Source organism: Pantoea sp. S18 (assembly GCF_045689705.1).
In the GTDB taxonomy this organism is placed as follows: Bacteria; Pseudomonadota; Gammaproteobacteria; order Enterobacterales; family Enterobacteriaceae; genus Pantoea; species Pantoea symbiotica.
Genome location: NZ_CP142688.1, coordinates 1,785,144 through 1,803,592, shown reverse-complemented (window position 1 = coordinate 1,803,592; position 18,449 = coordinate 1,785,144). Strand labels below are relative to the sequence as shown.

Here is an 18,449-nt window from a genome sequence, read left to right as displayed (position 1 = left end):
ATGCAGACGCTGTTTTGTAGGGTGCCCATTTATGGGCACCTGGAATACCAGGTCGCCATAAATGGCGACCCTACGGTGAACTATCAGGAGAAGATCAAACCGCCATCCACATTGATGGTCTGCCCGGTGATATAGCGTGCATCGTCAGACGCGAGGAAGGCCACTAAACCAGCGACATCTTCCGGCTGCCCCGCGCGCTTAAGCGGGATATTTTCCACCCACTCCGCCATAAGCTCGCCTTTGCCATACTGCTTTTTATCGCTGCTGAGGATCTCGCCCCACACGCGATCGTTGTAGTCCCACATTTCACTCTCGATAATGCCCGGACAGAAGGCATTCACCGTGATATGCCACGGTGCCAGCTCCAGCGCCAGACTCTGGGTAATCCCGATCACGCCCATCTTGCTGGCGGCATAGTGCGGAGTATAAATGAAGCCCTGACGTCCCTGGCCGGACGAGGTGTTAATCAGGCTGCCGCTGCCCTGCTTGACCATATATTTCGCCGCTTCGCGACAGCACAACCACACGCCGGTGGTGTTCACCGCAAGGATCTTTTCGAAGTCGCTTTTTGGCATCGAGTCGAAGCGATCGATGGTGATGACGCCCGCATTTTGAATCGACACATCAATGCTGCTGAAGCGCTCAGCCGCCTGCTGATAGAGCTGCTGTACCTCATTTTCATCGGTAACATCGACCTGCAGCGCCAGAATCTCACTACCAAACTGCTGCTCGATTGTCTGCGCAGTGCTGAAGACGCGCTCCGAATTTGACACCATCACCAATCGCGCGCCGTCGCGGGCAAAACGCGCCGCAATGCCCGCGCCAATCCCGCGGCATGCGCCGGTAATCACCACCGTTTTTCCACTAAAATCGCGTGTCATATTGCCTCCTGTTATCCATGTGTCGCTTCAGGCAGGGCGGCCGATTGCTGCTTTTTTTCATGTCTGCGCAGCAGCACCACCTTACTTTGTAATTTTTGCTGGAATTGGTCGATCACCACCGCAGTAACAATTACCAAACCTTTAATCACCATTTGCCAGAAATCGCTGACGCCCATCATCACCATGCCATCGGCGAGGAACACAATGACGAAAGCGCCGATAATCGATCCCGATACCCGCCCGCGTCCGCCCGCCAGCGCCGTGCCGCCCAACACCGTGGCACCGATGGCGTCCATCTCGAACATATTGCCGGTCATCGGGTGCGCGGTTTGCAGCTGCGACGCCACAATCAAACCGACCAACGCGGCGCACAAACCGGAAAAGGCGTAGACAAATACTTTGACCTTGATGATCGGTACACCCGCCAGGCGCGCCGCCGATTCGTTGCCGCCGGTGGCGTAGATGTAACGTCCGAGCGGCGTTTTGCGTGTCAGATACAAACCCAGCAGCAGGAAGCCGAGCATCATCCATATCGGGATATACACGCCCAGCACCGAACCGGAACCGAGCAAAGCGAAACCGGTGTTGCCGAGCGCTGGCGTGCCGACGAGGTTGGCGTAGGTGCTGCCATCGTTGAACAGCAGCGCCGCGCCGCGTGCCACATACATCATGCCGAGCGTGCAGATAAAGGGCGCTACACCGAGTCGCGTGACCACCGTGCCATTAATCAGCCCCAGTGCAACGCCAAACAGCGCCACCACCAAAATCACTTCTGGCACGTTGAAGAACAGCACGTTGCCGCCCCATAGCGGTACGCCGTTAGTAAGCAGCGCACCCGCTACCATGCCGCATATGCCCGCCACCGCGCCCACGGACAGATCGATGCCGCCGGTCAAAATCACCAGCGTCATGCCGATCGCCAGCAAGCCGGTGATCGCCACATGCTGCGTCATGATCAGCAAGTTGGAGGTGGTGAGAAAGTTAGGCACCATAAAGCTGAAGAAACTCACCACGATTAATAAGGCAATAAAGGTGCGCGCCTTAAGCAGGTACATGTAGATCAGGTATTTTTGATTCATCGTTTTACTCTCCAGCGGGCTCAATCATGCGGCGTTGAGGCGCTAATCAGGGCTTCGCGCGTGGCCGCCGCGCGCGGTAAATCGGCGGTGATACGACCATCCGCCATCACCAAAATGCGGTCAGCCAGCGCCATCACTTCATCCAGCTCGGACGAGGAAAACATCACCGCCAATCCCTGCTGCGCCAGGTTGCCAATCAGGTGATAGACGTCGGTTTTGGCGCCCACATCAATGCCGCGCGTCGGCTCATCCAGCAGCACCACCTGCGGCCCGGTCATCAGGGCTTTGCCCAGCACCACTTTTTGCTGATTGCCACCGCTTAACGAGGTGATCGGCAATTCGGCATCGCTGACTTTGATGGCGAGATGACCAATCATTTCATCAACGCGACTCTTTTCTTTGTGCGGATTGAGCATGCGCCAGCAGCGGCGAAAGCCGCGCAGGCTAAGATCGCTGAGCGTCATATTGGCGGTGATCGACATCAGCTGCACCACGCCTTCGGTTTGACGATCTTCCGGCACCAGCGCGATACCTTTTTTCAGTCGCTGCTGGAAGCTGCGCTTCTCCAGCGCTTCGCCGTTCAGACTGACGCTGCCCGACTGACAGTGCATCATGCCAATCAGCCCTTTGAACAACTCGGTGCGCCCGGCGCCCAGCAAGCCGTAGATGCCAATCACTTCGCCTTTGCGCAGCGAGAAAGAGACATCATTGAGTTTGTAGCCGCCGTTTTGATGTAGCGCGGTAAGCCCGCTGACGCTGAGTACCGTTTCGCCCTGGGTCGCCGGTTGGTAGTCGAAGTGTTTCTTCTTGTCGCCCACCATCTGCTCGATGATCCACGGAATCGAGGCGTCGCGGACTTCGCGTTCGCTGATAAAGCGTCCGTCGCGGAAGATGGTGATGTGATCGCCAATCTCCATCAGCTCTTCCAGTCGATGTGAGATATAGATGATGGTGACGCCGCGCCGTTTGAGCTGGTCGATGACGTTGAACAGCACCTTCACTTCTGACTGGCTGAGCGCGCTGGTCGGTTCATCCATGATCAGCACGCGTGTGTCTTTTGATAGCGCGCGGGCAATCTCCACCAGCTGCTGATGGCCGATACCGAGTTCAGCCAGTGGCGCGTAGGGATCGACATCCAGTTCCAGCCGTTCCAGCAGCGCTTTGGCCAGAGAATATTGATACTTCTCGTTGATCACACCGCGCTGGAAAAACTCATTGGCCATGAAGATGTTGTCCATCACATTCATGTTCGGAAACAGGTTCAGCTCCTGAAAGATAATGCTGATGCCCTGTTTTTCCGCCTGATGTGTGGAGCTTAGCGACACCGCCGCGCCGTCCAGCAGAATCTCGCCCGATGAGGGGATCTCCACGCCAGCCAGCATTTTCATCATGGTGGATTTTCCCGCGCCGTTTTCGCCAATCAGCACGTTCACTTTGTTGCGATAGACGCGGTAATTGACCTGATCCAGCGCGGTGACGCCGGGATAGATGCGCGACACGTTGCGGGTTTCAATAATCACGTCATGTTGAGGCTGTTGCATATCCGCTCCTTACTGACGTGTAATCGCCGCAGGTGTCACATTCGGCACCTGCTCCGGCGTATCGAAGCTGCTAAACACGCCAGCAAGCTGCACTTTGTCACCCACTTTGGGCTTGAAAGCACTCATCATGTTCGCCGCCTGCTGATTGATCGCGCGACTGTAGTCGCCGAACAGCACCTGATCGTTAAAGTCCTGATAGCTGGCACCTTTATAGGCATCGCGCAACACCGTACCGGGAAAAATCGGGCCAACCTGCACCGTGATATTGTCACCAGACACATCCTTCACCGTCATCCGGCCATTACGCGATGTGGTGTTGACGGCGGTAACTTCGCCGCTCACGTTGACACTGAACACACACGGGTTCTCTTCCTGGCTGCGATAGCCGTAGGTTTTACAGGCGCTATCAAAATCTTTGGCGGACTTCAGCGCATTCAACAACTCAGCCACCGGCTTCGCATCATGCTGCACTTGCGGTACCAGCTTCTGTTGCCACGTTTGGGCAATATTGCCCATTTTGGGATTGGGAGGATTTTTCAGGTCGGCCAGCTCCTGCTGCGACACAATGCGGCAACCGCTAAGGATCACGACAGGAAGCAGTAACCAGAGTCGTCTGTGCATCACATTCTCCTGGGCGCCCGATAGACGGGCGCACCGCATTGATTACGACTTGAAGTTAAAGTCCTGCACGCCTTTGGCGTTGTCTGGCGTGATGAGAATGCCGCGGAACATCACGCGTTGCTTCTCAGGCTTGGTGCCTTTCTGAATAAAGTTGTCGAGGTCGGTCACGCCCTGTGCGGCGATGGCTTGCGCCTGCAGCATCACCGTGGCTTTCAAGTCGCCTTTTTCCACCGCGTCACGTTCATCATTGCTGCCGTCAATGCCGACCACGATGACGTCGTTACGGCCCGCCGCTTTCAGAGCCGCAATCGCACCCAGCGCCACGGGGCCGTTACCGCAGATCACCCCTTTTACATCCGGATGCGCCTGCAGAATGCTGTCCATGATGCGTTTGCCGTCAATCAGCGTGCCTTTGGCATCCTGACGCGCGACGCTTTTCATGTCTGAATATTGGTCGAGCACCTGATGGAAGGATTTAGAGCGCGTCACGCAGTTGTTGTCGGCGAGGTTACAGGTGAGTTCCGCGTAGCTGCCCTTCTCCCCCATCTTCTCGACAAACACGTTGGCCACGTCAGATCCGGCCTGGAAGTTGTTGTGGGTGATCTGTGCCAGCGCCACGTCGTCTACCGGGATTTCACGGTTGATCAGCACCACCGGAATGCCGGCATCTTTGGCTTTTTTAATGGCGGCCACGCTGGCAGTGGAGTCGGCGTTATCCAGCACGATGCCCTGCACCTTTTTGCCGATGGCGGCATCAATCAGTTCACTTTGTTTTTTCACATCTTCGCCATGCGATAGCACGCTGGTTTTATAGCCCAGCTGCTGCGCTTTAAGGTTGGCACCTTTGGCTTCGGAGGCGTAATACGGGTTATCCAGCGAGTTCACCAGAATCATGATGGTGCCTTTATCGGCAGCGAAACTGGCTTGGGAGATCATGCAACTGGCAATGGCAGTTAACAGCAGGGTACGTTTTTTCATGGTGAGGTTCTCTCATTGTTATATTGGGTCACGCAGGGTCAGCCGTTCTGGTGTTGGCGCGGCTTACCAGATGGTAAAGCCACCGTCGATCATTAAATCTGCGCCGGTGATCATGTCGCTGCCGTTGCTGGCGAAGAACAGCACTGCGGCGGCGATTTCGTCGGTATAGGCAAAGCGTCCGAGTGGGATCAGCTTTTTCATCTGCTCGCCCTTCTCGCCGCGCCAGGCTTTTTCACCCATCGGCGTCAGCACCACGGTGGGCGATAAGGTATTAACGTTAATGCGATAGGGAGCGAACTCTTTAGCCATCACTTTGGTCATGCCGAGCAGACCGGCTTTGGCTGAGGTGTAGGCAACGTGGTTATCGATGGCGATGGAAGCGGCCTGCGAGGCGATATTAATAATTTTGCCGCCGTTACCGGCGCGCACCATGCGTTTACCGGCCGCCTGTGAGCAGAGGAAAGGTCCGGTAAGATTGACGTCGATCTGCTTCTGCCACTCGGCAAAATCGGTTTCTAACACCGGTTGCAACATCACGTAGCCCGCGCAGTTCACCAGGATATCGATCTTGCCGTAATGCTGTTCGACGTTATCAAATGCCGCTTCAACCGAGGCTGGATCGGTCACGTCGCAGCACACCAGCAGCACACGATCGGCAGCAAACTGATCCTGCACGCCCGCCACTTTTTCGCTTTCGAAAGGCGGATAGAGCAGCGCCAGCCGTGCGCCCTTCTCCAGCAGCATGGCGTTACTTGCCATCGCAATCCCGCCCAGCCCGCCGGTGACCACCGCCACTTTACCGGTTAAATCCTGCTCAATGTTCACGCCGTAGCGCAGGTTAACGTCATATTCCCCACTCATCGTCTCTCTCCATAATGGTGTACGGCGGCTCTGGTTACGGCTGGCCGGGTTATCGTTTTTGCAAATATCATTTTCGAACAAAAATATAAGCTATCGATTAATAATGGTTTGTGGAGGAGATCAAATTTCATACAAATCGCAGCAAGAAAAATTATCCCCATGATTTTATTAAGTTTGCGTAAATTACTGAATTTATGACATGGAGAGAGCTGCTAGTGGCTTTCTGCGAAATCAATCGCATAGCAGATGATGATTTTCGTTCGAAAACGAATGATTCTGGAAGCTGCCTCGCAAATGCCCAAAACGCAGAGTAAAATCAGCTCGGGTTTCCTTATTGGAGAAACCAGACCGTGATTGGAAAGAGGGAGCATTTCGATTGAAAAGCAAAACTGAGCAGCTGGCTGATATGCAGCAGCGCCGTGAGAAGATTCTGGAGATGATCCGCGAAGACGGCACAGTCACGGTTAAAGCGCTAACCGACACCTTCGGCCTGACCGAAGCCACCATTCGCACCGACCTGCGCATGTTGCAGCAAGAGGGCCACGTGCAGCGTTATCACGGCGGTGCCACCTTGATGACCGGCAAGCAGAATACCGGCGCAATGTTGCTGGAGCGTCAGACGCATCTTGAAGAAAAACAGGCGATTGGCCATCTTGCCGCGCAGCATGTAGAAAATGGCGATACGGTGATTTTCGATTCCGGTACCACCACCACGGCGATTGCCGAGGCGATTAGCCATATTCGTCGGTTATCGGTGATTACCACGGCGGTGAATATTGCGCTGAAGCTGGGCGGCGAGCCGGGCATTAATATTTTGCTGACCGGTGGGACGTTCAAGTTCCCGACGCTTTCAACTTCGGGCGAGAAAGCGGCTTCGTTTTTCGAAAACGTGCTGGCGGAAAAGCTGTTTCTTGCCACGGCCTGTATCTCGCCACGTCTGGGGTTGAGCTTTCCCAGCGAGACCGATATCAAGGTGAAAATGGCGATGATCAAGTCAGCCAACACCGTTTATGTGGTGGCGGATTCCAGCAAGATCGATAAGGTGTCGATGTTCGCGCTACCGTGTGACTGGAGCCATATTCACTATCTGATTACCGATAGCGGTATTTCTCCGTCGCAGGTTGCGGCGTTTGAGGCGTTAGGCGTGGAAGTGTTGGTGGCGCAATTGGCGTTGGCGCAGAAGCGCGCGGTGTAAAACCAGGTGGGCATAAATGCCCACCCTACGCGGTTTTGTAGGGTCGGCATTGATGCCGACCGCTCGCTAACCGTTAAAACCCTAAGCTATCCAGCAGGTCATCAACCTGATCCTGGTTCGCCACCACGCCAGGTGCATTGGCGTGGATCTGCGGACCGTTCAGCAGGCTGTTGCCCTCTTTACGCGCCGCGGCGTTGGCTTCTGGCATATTCTCCAGCAGCACCATCAACAGCTGACGCTCGATCTCCTGGATCACATCCATCATGCGCTTGATCACCTGACCGGTCAGGTCCTGGAAATCCTGCGCCATCATGATTTCGAGCAACTGCTTATTGGTGTACGACGTGTGTCCCGGAACGTCAGTCAGGAACTGGCGCGTATCCGAAACCAACTCGCGCGCATCAGTCAGTTCAATCGGATTTTCAAACCACGCATCCCACCGGCCTTTCAGCTGGTTAGCGCCGGCTTCCATTTGGTCCTGGTGTGGCTGCGCTGCATCAACGCAGTTCAACGCACGTTCTGCCGCTTGCGCCGTCATTTGCACAACATAATCCAGACGATCGCGCGCATCAGGAATGGCTTCCGCCGCTTCAGCAATCGCCTGGTCTAACCCCAGCTCACGCAGACTGTCACGCAACATGCGCGTCAGTGAGCCGATGCGGGTAATAATGTCGTGTGCCGAGGCTTCTTCGGTTGATTTCGGAAGGTCGCTCATCACATCTCCTTACATACCCAGTTTTTCGAATATTTTGCCTAACTTCTCTTCCAGCGTGGCCGCCGTGAACGGTTTCACCACGTAGCCGCTGGCGCCCGCCTGCGCGGCCGCGATGATGTTCTCTTTCTTCGCTTCTGCGGTCACCATCAGCACCGGCAGTTTATTCAGCGTGGCGTCAGCACGAATGGTTTGCAGCAGCTCCAGACCGTCCATGTTCGGCATGTTCCAGTCGGAAACCACGAAATCAAAGCCACCGGCACGCAGTTTGGTTAGGGCATCGACGCCATCTTCTGCTTCTTCGACGTTGTTGAATCCAAGCTCTTTCAGCAGGTTACGGACGATACGACGCATCGTATTGAAGTCATCCACCACCAAAAAGCGCATATTTTTATCAGCCATATCTACTCCCGTGTTGTCTCGTCCAGCAGGACGGGCTCGTTAAATTCGCAATGCCTGTCCGGCGCTAATTTTCGCCAGCATGTGCTGACTGATGTGGCCTAAATCGACCACTTCACTGGTGCCGCCCATCGCAATCGCTTCGCGCGGCATACCAAATACCACGCAGCTGGCTTCATCCTGCGCGATGGTCCAGGCGCCCGCGCGATGCATTTCCAGCATCCCGGCCGCGCCGTCGTTACCCATCCCGGTCAGAATTACACCCACCGCATTTCGTCCTGCGTGCACCGCCACCGAACGGAACAGCACATCTACCGATGGCTTGTGTCGGTTCACTGGCGGACCGTCATTCAGTTTCACCACATAGTTGGCACCGCTACGGCCCAGCTCCATGTGCATCGCGCCTGGCGCAATATAGGCGTGGCCCGGCAGAATACGCTCGCCGTCTTCCGCTTCTTTCACGGTGATCTGGCACAGCTTGTTCAGGCGCTCGGCAAACGAGCGGGTAAAGCCAGGCGGCATATGTTGAGTAATCAGCAGCGCCGGGCTGGTCGCCGGCAGCGGCTGTAGCACATGGCGAATCGCCTCGGTACCGCCAGTGGAAGAGCCGATGGCGATCAGCTTTTCACTACTCAGCAGCGGACCCGCTTTCAGCGTCACCGGCATCGGCGTGGAAGCACGCACATGCAGCTTGGCGCGCGCGGCGGCGCGGATCTTGTCGGCAATCATCTGGCTGTACGCCAGCATGCCTTCGCGAATTCCGAGCTGCGGCTTGGTGACGAAATCCACCGCACCCAACTCGAGCGCGCGCAGCGTTACTTCTGAACCTTTACCGGTCAGCGAAGAAACCATCACCACCGGCATCGGGCGCAGGCGCATCAGCTTCTCGAGGAAATCGAGGCCATCCATACGCGGCATCTCGACATCCAGCGTCAACACCTGCGGGTTGTACTGTTTGATTAAATCCCGCGCCACCAGCGGATCTGGCGCACTCGCGACCATCTCCATATCGGGATGGCTGTTGATGATCTCCGTCATCAACTGTCGCATTAGCGCAGAGTCATCCACGCACATCACGGTGATTTTGCTCATCGTCTTTCCTTGCTCAGTCCATAGACTGTCTGTCCACGCAGCCAGAACTCTTTGCTGATCTGACTAAAGTTCTCGGAATGCCCGGCAAACAGCAGACCACCGGGTTTCAGCAGGGGCACAAAACGGCGCAGAATCTGTTCCTGCGTCTCTTTATCGAAATAGATCATCACGTTGCGACAGAAAATTGCGTCGAACGGACCCGGCAACGCCCAGTCGTGTGCCAGTAAATTCAGTTGCGTATAGTTCACCATATTGGCGAGGTCGGAACGCACGCGCACCATGCCTTCGTGCGGACCGGTGCCGCGCAGGAAAAAGCGCTGCAGCTGTGACTGCGATAGCGTGCGTAGCTCTTCCTGGCGATACACGCCCGCCACGGCTTTCTCTAATACTTGCGTGTCGATATCGCTGGCATGGACCTGGAATTTACCCGGACCGGTGCCCAGCGTTTCCGCCAGCGTCATGGCGATGGAGTACGGCTCTTCGCCGGTTGAGGCGGCGGTGCTCCAGACGCTGTAATTACCCGTGCGCTTACGCGCATGATCCGCGAGGATCGGGAAGTGATGCGCCTCGCGGAAGAAAGAGGTCAGGTTGGTGGTCAGCGCGTTAATAAACGCCTGCCACTCCGCACTGTTTTGGTCCTGCTCCAGCAGCGCCAGATAGCGGCCAAAGTCATCAATATTCAGCATGCGCAGACGACGCACTAAACGGTTGTAAACCATCTCGCGTTTATGGTCGGCTAGCACAATGCCCGCGCGCTGATAGATCAGCTGGCTAATGCGACGAAAATGCGTATCTGAGAGCGGTAAGCGCTGCACCATTTGCGAGAGCAGCGTGGTCGCTTCACTTTGATCCAATAACGTCGATTTCTTCATTTCAGGTCACCCGGCAACAAACTGTTTAAATTGTGATACTGCGGTTGCTACTGTGCTGCCAGTCGCGCCATTCTTATGGGCCGCCTTGCGGCGGCCACAAGGATTAAAAGGTTTCCCAGTTATCGTCAGTGCTACGTGCGCCTGCCGGTGCCAGTGCTTTTGGCGTGCCGGAACGCAAATTTTTTGCCGCTGTAGATACGTTAACGGCCTGAACGACAAATTCTTTACCGATATTGAACACCGCAACTGACTGTTTCAGTCGGCTAGCCTGATCTTCCAGCGCCGCTGCCGCAGTCGCAGACTCTTCAACCAGCGCGGCGTTCTGCTGCGTCACGCGATCCATCTCGTTCACCGCCAGACCGACCTGATCGATACCACGGCTCTGCTCGTCCGACGCCGAGGCGATTTCGCCCATGATGTCGGTGACGCGCGTAACCGCATTCACGATGTTGGTCATGGTTTCCCCGGCGCTCTCCACCAGCACAGAACCGGTGTTGACGCGGCTGACCGAATCTTCGATCAATCCTTTAATCTCTTTCGCCGCTTGTGCGCTGCGCTGTGCCAGACTGCGCACCTCGCCCGCTACCACAGCAAATCCACGTCCCTGCTCACCGGCGCGCGCAGCTTCTACCGCTGCGTTCAGTGCGAGGATATTGGTCTGGAAGGCAATGCCATCGATCACGCTGATGATGTCAGCGATTTTCTTCGAGCTGCCGGTGATCTCTTTCATGGTGGTAACCACGCCATCCACCACTTTGCCGCCCTGCTGCGCGGTTTCCGAGGCGGTGAGCGCCAGCTGCGATGCCTGACGAGCATTTTCGGCGTTCTGCTTCACGGTGGCGGTCAACTGCTCCATGCTGGCAGCGGTCTCTTCCAGCGAAGCCGCTTGCTGCTCGGTACGCGAGGAGAGATCGTTGTTGCCCATGGCGATTTCGCTGGCACCGGTGTAGATGGCATCGGAACCGTCACGCACGGTACGCACCGTCCGCGCCAGCTCTTGCTGCATCTCTTGCACCGAAGTGAGCAGCTCGCCCATCTCATTGCGCACCGTGATGTCGACCTGCTGCGTCAAATCGCCACGCGCGATGTGACGAATGTGCTCGATGCTCTGCTTCAGCGGACGGATCAGCACCGTACGCATGCCGCTCCACACCAGCGCAATCACCAGCAAGGTCACCAGCAGCGTGCCGACCACCAGCATGATGGACTTGGTGTATGCCGCGTCATTGGCTTCAATGCCCTGATTGGCGAGCACAATGTTGTAGCTCAGCCACGCGTTGTAATCTTTGGCAAATTTGTCCTGGAATCCCTGCGTCGGCTGATCAACAAATCCTTTGAAATTTCCGCTACCGAGGAAATCGATCAACTCACCCAATGCACCCCGATAGGCGTTGTAGTTGGCCTGCAGCGTCAGCACGTTCTCGGCCTTTTTGCCCTTTTCAGACAGGTTGGCGTTAAATTCGGCAAAACCCTGATCGGCGTTCTTCAACTCCTCACTCGCCAGCGCCACCAGATCTTTCACGGTTGCGCCTGAGCCAGCCTGCTGACTGTCCAGCAGGTAACGGATCCCCGCACGGTTCAGCGTGTTACGCGCCTGAACCAGCGATACCCATGAGGTGCCCATCGCCCGCTGCAGCGTGCTAAGACGCTGGTTATAGGCAAAATTATCTTTATCGGCTTTGACCGTGGAGTAGAACACTCCACCGGAGAACAGCTGCAGTAAGGCAAACAGCGCCAGCACGCACAGCAGGCCGGATACAACACGAATACGACTAAACATAAACACCTCATTGGTTGGCGGATCGCCTCTGTTATCGGCGCTCAAAAGGGGATCTTTATGTGTGTTCGCAGGGGTTGGACCAGCTTGGGGATGAAGAAGGTCGCCATAAATGGCGACCCTACGGGGGATTTTGTAGGGTCACCATTTATGGCGACCTGTTACTAACGGTTAAAACGTCTCCCAGTTGCCGTCACTCACCGGCGCGGCAGCCGCTTTGCGCGGTGCGCTGGCGATCTGACCTACCATGCTCGCCTTCGGTTGCGCCTGCGCGGCGCGTGGAATGCGGAACACCGATACCGACTGGCTCAGGCGGCTCGCCTGCTCTTCCAGTGATGCAGCAGCAGCAGCGGACTCTTCCACCAGCGAGGCGTTCTGCTGGGTGACGCGGTCCATCTCGGTCACCGCTTGTCCTACCTGATCGATACCACGGCTCTGCTCATCCGATGCCGAGGCGATTTCGCCCATAATATCGGTGACGCGCGTGACGGCACCGACGATATCATTCATGGTCTCTCCGGCGGTGCCGACCAGCTGCGAACCGTTGTTGACGCGGTTCACCGAGTCTTCGATCAAGCCTTTGATCTCTTTCGCCGCCTGCGCACTGCGCTGCGCCAAATTACGCACTTCACCCGCCACCACGGCAAAACCACGGCCCTGTTCACCGGCGCGCGCCGCTTCAACCGCCGCGTTCAGCGCCAGAATGTTGGTCTGGAAAGCGATGCCATCAATCACGCTGATAATGTCGGCGATCTTCTTCGAACTGCCGGCGATATCCTGCATGGTACGCACCACGCCATCGACCACCTCGCCGCCCTTGCGCGCGGTGTCGGACGCGCTGAGCGCCAGCTGCGATGCCTGACGCGCATTTTCGGCGTTCTGTTTCACCGTCGCGGTGAGCTGCTCCATGCTGGCTGCAGTCTGCTCCAGTGAGGCGGCCTGCTCTTCGGTACGCGCAGAGAGATCGTTATTCCCGGCGGCAATTTCACTGGCGCCGGTGAAAATCGCATCGGAACCGTCACGCACATTGCCAACGGTGCTAACCAGAGACTGCTGCATTTCATGCAGGCTACCGGCCAGCTGGCTCATTTCATTGCGCCCTTCCACCACGATTTGTTGCGTGAGATCGCCAGCAGCGATATGACGAATATGCGCCAGCAGCTGATGCAGCGGCTGAATCAGCACGCTACGCAGACCAAACCAGCAACCAACAATCACCGCCACGACTACTAGCGCCACGGACGCCAGCAACCACATCATGGTCTGGAAGGCGCGCTGGTTTTGCGCCACGCCTTCTGCCGCCAGTTTGCTTTGCTCAGTCCGCCACTCTTCGTATGTGGCTTTCATCGCCACCTGTTTCGCTTCGATATTCTGCGCAAACATGCCTTGCAGATCGTTGGCTTTCAGGCGATCCAGCATGGCTTTCAATCCGTCGTTAAAGGCGGCGTAGTTCGCTTCCAGCTTATCGCGCAGCGCTTCCGGCAAGCCCGGCGTGGCCGGTAAGTCGTAGTAGCGTTGATAGTGACCGGCAGCCACATTGAGCTGCTTTTCAGTTTGCGCAATTAACGCCGCCAGCTGGCCGCCATTCGCCTGCGCGGCCATGGTGCCCTGCATACGCAACATGGCGCGGTTGAGCACCGTGCGGGTTTGGTTCAGTTCAATCCAGGCATCGGACATCGCGCCGACGTTGTTGGAGGAGATCTGCGCTACCGCAAACGCCTCTTTATCTTTCTGTAAGGCGGACCAGAACAGGCCACCCGACAGTAATTGTAAAGCGCCAAACATCAGCAATACGGCGATGAGGCTGGTCACTACATTGATTCGTTTTAACATGGGTTCTCCAGGGATACGTTTCGGCTCCCCCAGTTATCGACCAGCAATCTGAATTTTTCAGGGTGCTTAAGCTACTTTACGAATTAAAACTCTGCGTTTGAGCATGATTGCAGTGTTTTATAACTAAAAAAATTAACAGTAAAAAAAATGCGCCTTTTATCGGATTAGCGATAAAGGCGCATTTTTTTAATGTTGGTCGCCATGAATGGCGACCCTACAAGTGAGGTTTGCGTAGGGTCGGCATTTATGCCGACCGCTATTTAACGCGTTAAAACGTCTCCCAGTTACCGTCCCCCGCCGCCGCGGTCACCGCTTTACGCGGTGTGCCCAGCGTGGGTGGTGCGATCTGTGGATGACGCACGCCGGCTTTGGCCTGCGGCTGCGCTTGCGCCGCGCGCGGTACGCGGAATACTGCTACCGACTGGCTCAGGCGGCTGGCCTGCTCTTCCAACGATGCCGCCGCCGCCGCCGACTCTTCCACCAGCGAGGCGTTCTGCTGCGTCACGCGATCCATCTCCGTTACCGCCTGACCGACCTGATCGATACCACGGCTCTGCTCATCCGACGCCGAGGCAATTTCGCCCATGATGTCAGTGACGCGCGTCACCGCATTAACGATATCGCTCATGGTTTCACCGGCGGTGCCAACCAGTTCAGACCCGCTGTTCACACGCTGGACGGAATCTTCAATCAGCCCTTTGATCTCTTTCGCTGCTTGCGCGCTGCGCTGCGCCAGGTTACGCACTTCACCGGCAACCACCGCAAAACCACGGCCCTGCTCACCGGCACGCGCCGCTTCTACCGCCGCGTTCAGCGCCAGGATATTGGTCTGGAAAGCGATGCCATCGATCACGCTGGTGATGTCGGCGATCTTCTTCGAACTGCCGGCAATGTCGCTCATGGTGCGCACCACGCCTTGTACCACGTCGCCGCCTTTTTGCGCGGTTTCGGAGGCGCTCAGCGCCAGCTGCGACGCCTGACGCGCGTTTTCTGCGTTCTGCTTCACGGTGGCGGTTAGCTGTTCCATGCTGGCGGCGGTCTGCTCCAGTGAAGCCGCCTGCTCTTCGGTACGTGCCGAGAGATCGTTGTTGCCCGCAGAGATTTCGCTTGCCCCGGTAAAGATGGCATCCGAACCGTCACGCACATCACTTACCGTGCGCACCAGCGACTGCTGCATCTCATGCAGGCTTTCCGCCAGCTGGCTCATTTCGTTGCGCCCTTCGACCGCAATGCTCTGCGTCAAATCGCCCTGCGCAATGTGCTGAATATGCTGGATGTTCTCATTAAGCGGCTTGATGAGAATTTTGCGCATGCCAAACCAGCACAGCACAATCACCGCCACCACAATCGCCAGCACCGCGCCTAACAGCCAAATCATGTGTTCGTAGGCTGAGCTGTTGGCTTCGACGCCCGCAGCGGTCAGGCGATCCTGATCGGCACGCCACTGGCGATACTCTTTCAGGAAGGCGTTTTGACTCGGCGCAACCGGCGCTTTGGCTGCCTGATCGAGATCTTTTGCCACCAGCGCATCGTGCAACTGGCCCAGCGCGCTGGCATAGGCGGTATAGGTTTCATCCACACGCTTATTCAGTGCGGCATCCTGTCCCGGTGTGTCCGGCGTGGCTTTAAATAGCTGATAGTTATCGGCGGCGTCTTTCTGGAAGGCTTTGCTGTCGTCATACAAACCGGCGATATCCGCTTCGCTGCCGGTGAGTTTGCTGGTTGCCATACGCAGCTGAATGCGGGTTAACACCACACGGCTCTGATTGAGGCTCATGTAGGCATCGTTGATGGCGGCAGTGTTTTTGCTCGCCAGTTGTGAAACGTTAAAACTGTTTTTGTCATCGCTTAACGCTTTGAAAAACAGTGAGCCCGATGCCAGCTGTAAAAAGCCAAACACCAACAACACCAGCAATAAGCTGGTGACTACGCGGATTCTCGTAAACATAGTTTGCCCTGGAAAATGAAGAAAATTGGTACAGATCAGTTATCGACCAAAGGCGGAGAATATTGAGGGATACTGCAGAGGTTTTTCGCAGTTTTGTTGTTGATTTGTAAGGAATTAATTCACGCGCGTGATGATAACGGGCCGCAGCAGCGCGGCCCGTTGCGGGGATTATGCGGTACGCAGGTTATCCACCAGCGCCATCTCTTCGCTGCTCAGCAGCTTTTCGATGTCGACCAGAATCAGCATACGTTCCCCCAACGCACCCAGACCTGTCAGGTACTCGGTGGACATGGTGACGGCGAACTCCGGTGAAGGACGAATCTGCTCTTGCGTCAGTGACAGCACGTCAGAAACGCCATCGACCACGATGCCTACCACGCGATGCTCAAGATTCAGCACGATCACCACGGTGTTCTCGTTGTACACCACATCCGGCTGCGAGAACTTCACGCGCAGGTCGATGATTGGCACGATCACGCCGCGCAGGTTGGTCACGCCTTTGATGAATTCCGGCGTGTTAGCGATGCGGGTTACCTGATCGTAACCACGAATCTCCTGCACTTTCAGAATGTCGATGCCGTACTCTTCGTCACCCAGTGTGAAAACTAAGAATTCCTGGCCCACGGTTTCGCCAGCGATTTTGGTCACGGTTGCCATGTCAGTCATTTTTTTACCCTTTCGTTATCTATTACGCTGCGGCACCGGCCACACGCTTTTCACGGTTCAACGATTGCAGTGCTGAGACATCCACAATCAGCGCCACGCTACCATCGCCCAAAATGGTGGCGGCAGAGATGCCCGGCACTTTGCGATAGTTGCTTTCAAGGTTTTTCACTACCACCTGATGCTGACCAATCAGCTGATCAACCAGCAGCGCATAGCGACGGCCTGCGCTTTGCAGAATCACCACGATGCCTTGCGTGGCGTCGGTTTTGGCGTTCTGCACCTCAAACACATTCCACAACTCCACCAGCGGCAGATATTCGCCACGCACTTCCAGCACGCGCTCGCCACCGGCCAGCGGTTTCAACTCTTCGGCGGTCGGCTGCAGCGATTCCATCACTGCGTTGAGCGGCAGAATGAACACTTCGTTAGCCACGCGCACTGACATGCCGTCAAGGATCGCCAGCGTCAGCGGCAGCAGGATGCGAATGGTAGTGCCTTTGCCCTGCTTCGAGGAGATTTCGACGTGACCGCCCATCTCCTGAATATTACGTTTCACTACGTCCATGCCCACGCCACGGCCCGACACGTCGGTGACCTGCTCGGCGGTGGAGAAGCCCGGCGCGAAGATCAGCATGCCGACTTCTTCGTCGCTCATGCTGTCGCTGACCGGCAGACCAGACGACAGCGCTTTCGCCAGAATACGTTCGCGGTTCAGACCGGCACCGTCATCGATCACTTCGATGCAGATGTTGCCGCCCTGATGTTCCGCAGAGAGCGTCAGGTTGCCGACGGCGGTTTTATTCGCCGCCAGACGTTTTTCCGGGGTTTCGATGCCGTGATCGAGGCTGTTACGCACCAGATGCGTTAACGGATCGATGATGCGTTCAATCAGGCTCTTATCCAGTTCGGTCGAGCTGCCGAGCAGCGTCAGTTCCACTTCTTTGCCCAGCTTGCTGGCCAGATCGCGCACCAGACGCGGGAAGCGGCTGAAGACATACTCCATCGGCATCATACGAATCGACATCACCGATTCCTGCAGGTCGCGGGCATTACGCTCCAGCTGACCCATGCTGTTCAGCAGGTCGCCGTGCGCCACCGGATCCAGCGCGCCGGAGCGTTGCGCCAGCATCGATTGGGTGATCACCAGTTCGCCAACCAGGTTAATCAGTTGGTCAACTTTCTCTACTGCTACGCGGATACTGCTGGATTCGCTGCCTTTAGCCGGTGCGGCGGCACGCTTAGGTTCACGTTTCACCGCTGGCGTAATGTCGGTCACGGTGGCGGTTTGCACCGCTTCTGCAGCCACTTCCGCTACCGGCGCTTCAGCAACTGCCGCCGCGCCTGACGGGAAGTGGATCTGTGCTTCATCCAGCACAAAACACAGCACCGCTACGATGTCATCTTTGCCGACGCCATCAATGGTGACTTCCAGCGAATTGGCGCCTTTCACCACGTTACTGACGGTACCCAGATTACCGAGCTCTTCCAGCATCAGCTCCGGCTCTTTCTCTTTCAGGTCAACCAGTTGCAGGCGCAGACCGCTGGCGGCAACGGCTGCAGCAATCTCAACCACTTCGGCGACTTTCGGTGCTTCAGGCACAATGCCTTTCGCTTCCAGTGCCAGCTGACGCAGCGCTTCGCAGATGTATTTAAAGCTTTCTGCATTCGGCTCCTGCGCCGTTTTATAGGCATCGAGCTGTTCTTGCATAATATCTTTGGTTTCCAAAAACAGGTTGATGATATCGGTGCTGAGCTGCATCTCGCCGCGGCGCGCACCATCCAGAATGTTTTCCAGGATGTGGGTGGTTTCCTGTAAAACCGTAAAGCCAAACGTACCGGCTCCGCCCTTGATGGAGTGGGCGGCGCGGAAGATGGCATTCAACTGCTCGGAATCGGGCTCCTGGGGATCAAGTCCCAACAGGTGTTGCTCCATATCCGCTAACAGCTCATCGGCTTCATCGAAAAACGTCTGGTAAAAATCGCTGATGTCCATG

Annotated in this window: 16 protein-coding genes; 1 reads left to right on the top strand and 15 read right to left on the bottom strand. The window is 56.3% G+C overall.

Annotation, left to right across the window (positions count from 1 at the left end; genetic code table 11):
- Positions 1-83: 83 nt before the first annotated feature.
- The 6 genes from VIJ98_RS08365 to VIJ98_RS08340 all read right to left on the bottom strand — a co-directional run bounded on the left by VIJ98_RS08365 (position 84) and on the right by VIJ98_RS08340 (position 5,961).
- Entirely contained in the window at positions 84-881 is a 798-nt protein-coding gene (locus tag VIJ98_RS08365; RefSeq protein WP_323273339.1) for an SDR family oxidoreductase, read from the bottom strand.
- Positions 882-892: 11 nt separating this feature from the next.
- Complete coding sequence (locus VIJ98_RS08360) at positions 893-1,960, bottom strand: ABC transporter permease (RefSeq protein ID WP_008102883.1); 1,068 nt, start codon at positions 1,958-1,960, stop codon at positions 893-895.
- Positions 1,961-1,980: 20 nt separating this feature from the next.
- A complete protein-coding gene (locus tag VIJ98_RS08355) occupies positions 1,981-3,501 on the bottom strand; it encodes a sugar ABC transporter ATP-binding protein (RefSeq protein WP_323273336.1) in 1,521 nt (506 codons plus the stop codon).
- A 9-nt stretch (positions 3,502-3,510) separates the two neighbouring features.
- The gene (locus tag VIJ98_RS08350) at positions 3,511-4,122 is read right to left on the bottom strand and encodes a DUF2291 family protein (protein ID WP_179451175.1); all 612 of its coding nucleotides are present in this window, start codon (positions 4,120-4,122) and stop codon (positions 3,511-3,513) included.
- 42 nt (positions 4,123-4,164) lie between these two features.
- On the bottom strand, positions 4,165-5,100 hold the full coding sequence (locus tag VIJ98_RS08345; RefSeq protein ID WP_008102877.1) for a D-ribose ABC transporter substrate-binding protein: 936 nt from the start codon (positions 5,098-5,100) through the stop codon (positions 4,165-4,167).
- A 63-nt stretch (positions 5,101-5,163) separates the two neighbouring features.
- Positions 5,164-5,961, bottom strand: a complete 798-nt coding sequence (locus VIJ98_RS08340; protein WP_008102876.1) for a GolD/DthD family dehydrogenase — start codon at positions 5,959-5,961, stop codon at positions 5,164-5,166.
- 376 nt (positions 5,962-6,337) lie between these two features.
- Here VIJ98_RS08340 and VIJ98_RS08335 point away from each other — a divergent pair, with 376 nt between their 5' ends.
- The gene (locus VIJ98_RS08335) at positions 6,338-7,156 is read left to right on the top strand and encodes a DeoR/GlpR family DNA-binding transcription regulator (protein WP_323273332.1); all 819 of its coding nucleotides are present in this window, start codon (positions 6,338-6,340) and stop codon (positions 7,154-7,156) included.
- A 73-nt stretch (positions 7,157-7,229) separates the two neighbouring features.
- Here VIJ98_RS08335 and cheZ read toward each other — a convergent pair whose 3' ends face one another.
- The 9 genes from cheZ to cheA form a co-directional block, all read right to left on the bottom strand.
- Positions 7,230-7,871, bottom strand: coding sequence for a protein phosphatase CheZ (cheZ, locus tag VIJ98_RS08330; protein ID WP_008102872.1), 642 nt, complete (start codon positions 7,869-7,871; stop codon positions 7,230-7,232).
- A gap of 9 nt (positions 7,872-7,880) precedes the next feature.
- The gene (cheY, locus tag VIJ98_RS08325; protein ID WP_008102871.1) at positions 7,881-8,270 is read right to left on the bottom strand and encodes a chemotaxis response regulator CheY; all 390 of its coding nucleotides are present in this window, start codon (positions 8,268-8,270) and stop codon (positions 7,881-7,883) included.
- A 39-nt stretch (positions 8,271-8,309) separates the two neighbouring features.
- A complete protein-coding gene (locus VIJ98_RS08320) occupies positions 8,310-9,359 on the bottom strand; it encodes a chemotaxis response regulator protein-glutamate methylesterase (protein ID WP_008102868.1) in 1,050 nt (349 codons plus the stop codon).
- Complete coding sequence (gene cheR, locus VIJ98_RS08315; protein ID WP_101764604.1) at positions 9,356-10,231, bottom strand: protein-glutamate O-methyltransferase CheR; 876 nt, start codon at positions 10,229-10,231, stop codon at positions 9,356-9,358. The genes VIJ98_RS08320 and cheR overlap by 4 nt, the downstream gene beginning before the upstream one ends.
- Positions 10,232-10,334: 103 nt before the next feature.
- Positions 10,335-12,011, bottom strand: coding sequence for a methyl-accepting chemotaxis protein (locus VIJ98_RS08310; RefSeq protein WP_061716731.1), 1,677 nt, complete (start codon positions 12,009-12,011; stop codon positions 10,335-10,337).
- A gap of 168 nt (positions 12,012-12,179) precedes the next feature.
- Positions 12,180-13,841, bottom strand: a complete 1,662-nt coding sequence (locus VIJ98_RS08305; protein WP_323273326.1) for a methyl-accepting chemotaxis protein — start codon at positions 13,839-13,841, stop codon at positions 12,180-12,182.
- A gap of 268 nt (positions 13,842-14,109) precedes the next feature.
- On the bottom strand, positions 14,110-15,789 hold the full coding sequence (locus tag VIJ98_RS08300; protein ID WP_323273324.1) for a methyl-accepting chemotaxis protein: 1,680 nt from the start codon (positions 15,787-15,789) through the stop codon (positions 14,110-14,112).
- A gap of 168 nt (positions 15,790-15,957) precedes the next feature.
- Positions 15,958-16,455: a chemotaxis protein CheW gene (gene cheW, locus VIJ98_RS08295; RefSeq protein ID WP_008102858.1), complete on the bottom strand. Its 498-nt coding sequence runs from the start codon at positions 16,453-16,455 to the stop codon at positions 15,958-15,960.
- A gap of 22 nt (positions 16,456-16,477) precedes the next feature.
- A complete protein-coding gene (cheA, locus tag VIJ98_RS08290) occupies positions 16,478-18,448 on the bottom strand; it encodes a chemotaxis protein CheA (protein ID WP_323275762.1) in 1,971 nt (656 codons plus the stop codon).
- Position 18,449 lies beyond the last annotated feature (1 nt).

Excerpts from the sequence above, each read along its gene's own strand:
- VIJ98_RS08365 (WP_323273339.1), bottom strand. The coding sequence starts at position 881 with ATGACACGCGATTTTAGTGGAAAAACGGTGGTGATTACCGGCGCATGC.
- VIJ98_RS08360 (WP_008102883.1), bottom strand. The coding sequence starts at position 1,960 with ATGAATCAAAAATACCTGATCTACATGTACCTGCTTAAGGCGCGCACC.
- VIJ98_RS08355 (WP_323273336.1), bottom strand. The coding sequence starts at position 3,501 with ATGCAACAGCCTCAACATGACGTGATTATTGAAACCCGCAACGTGTCG.
- VIJ98_RS08350 (WP_179451175.1), bottom strand. The coding sequence starts at position 4,122 with ATGCACAGACGACTCTGGTTACTGCTTCCTGTCGTGATCCTTAGCGGT.
- VIJ98_RS08345 (WP_008102877.1), bottom strand. The coding sequence starts at position 5,100 with ATGAAAAAACGTACCCTGCTGTTAACTGCCATTGCCAGTTGCATGATC.
- VIJ98_RS08340 (WP_008102876.1), bottom strand. The coding sequence starts at position 5,961 with ATGAGTGGGGAATATGACGTTAACCTGCGCTACGGCGTGAACATTGAG.
- cheZ (WP_008102872.1), bottom strand. The coding sequence starts at position 7,871 with ATGAGCGACCTTCCGAAATCAACCGAAGAAGCCTCGGCACACGACATT.
- cheY (WP_008102871.1), bottom strand. The coding sequence starts at position 8,270 with ATGGCTGATAAAAATATGCGCTTTTTGGTGGTGGATGACTTCAATACG.
- VIJ98_RS08320 (WP_008102868.1), bottom strand. The coding sequence starts at position 9,359 with ATGAGCAAAATCACCGTGATGTGCGTGGATGACTCTGCGCTAATGCGA.
- cheR (WP_101764604.1), bottom strand. The coding sequence starts at position 10,231 with ATGAAGAAATCGACGTTATTGGATCAAAGTGAAGCGACCACGCTGCTC.
- VIJ98_RS08310 (WP_061716731.1), bottom strand. The coding sequence starts at position 12,011 with ATGTTTAGTCGTATTCGTGTTGTATCCGGCCTGCTGTGCGTGCTGGCG.
- VIJ98_RS08305 (WP_323273326.1), bottom strand. The coding sequence starts at position 13,841 with ATGTTAAAACGAATCAATGTAGTGACCAGCCTCATCGCCGTATTGCTG.
- VIJ98_RS08300 (WP_323273324.1), bottom strand. The coding sequence starts at position 15,789 with ATGTTTACGAGAATCCGCGTAGTCACCAGCTTATTGCTGGTGTTGTTG.
- cheW (WP_008102858.1), bottom strand. The coding sequence starts at position 16,455 with ATGACTGACATGGCAACCGTGACCAAAATCGCTGGCGAAACCGTGGGC.
- cheA (WP_323275762.1), bottom strand. The coding sequence starts at position 18,448 with ATGGACATCAGCGATTTTTACCAGACGTTTTTCGATGAAGCCGATGAG.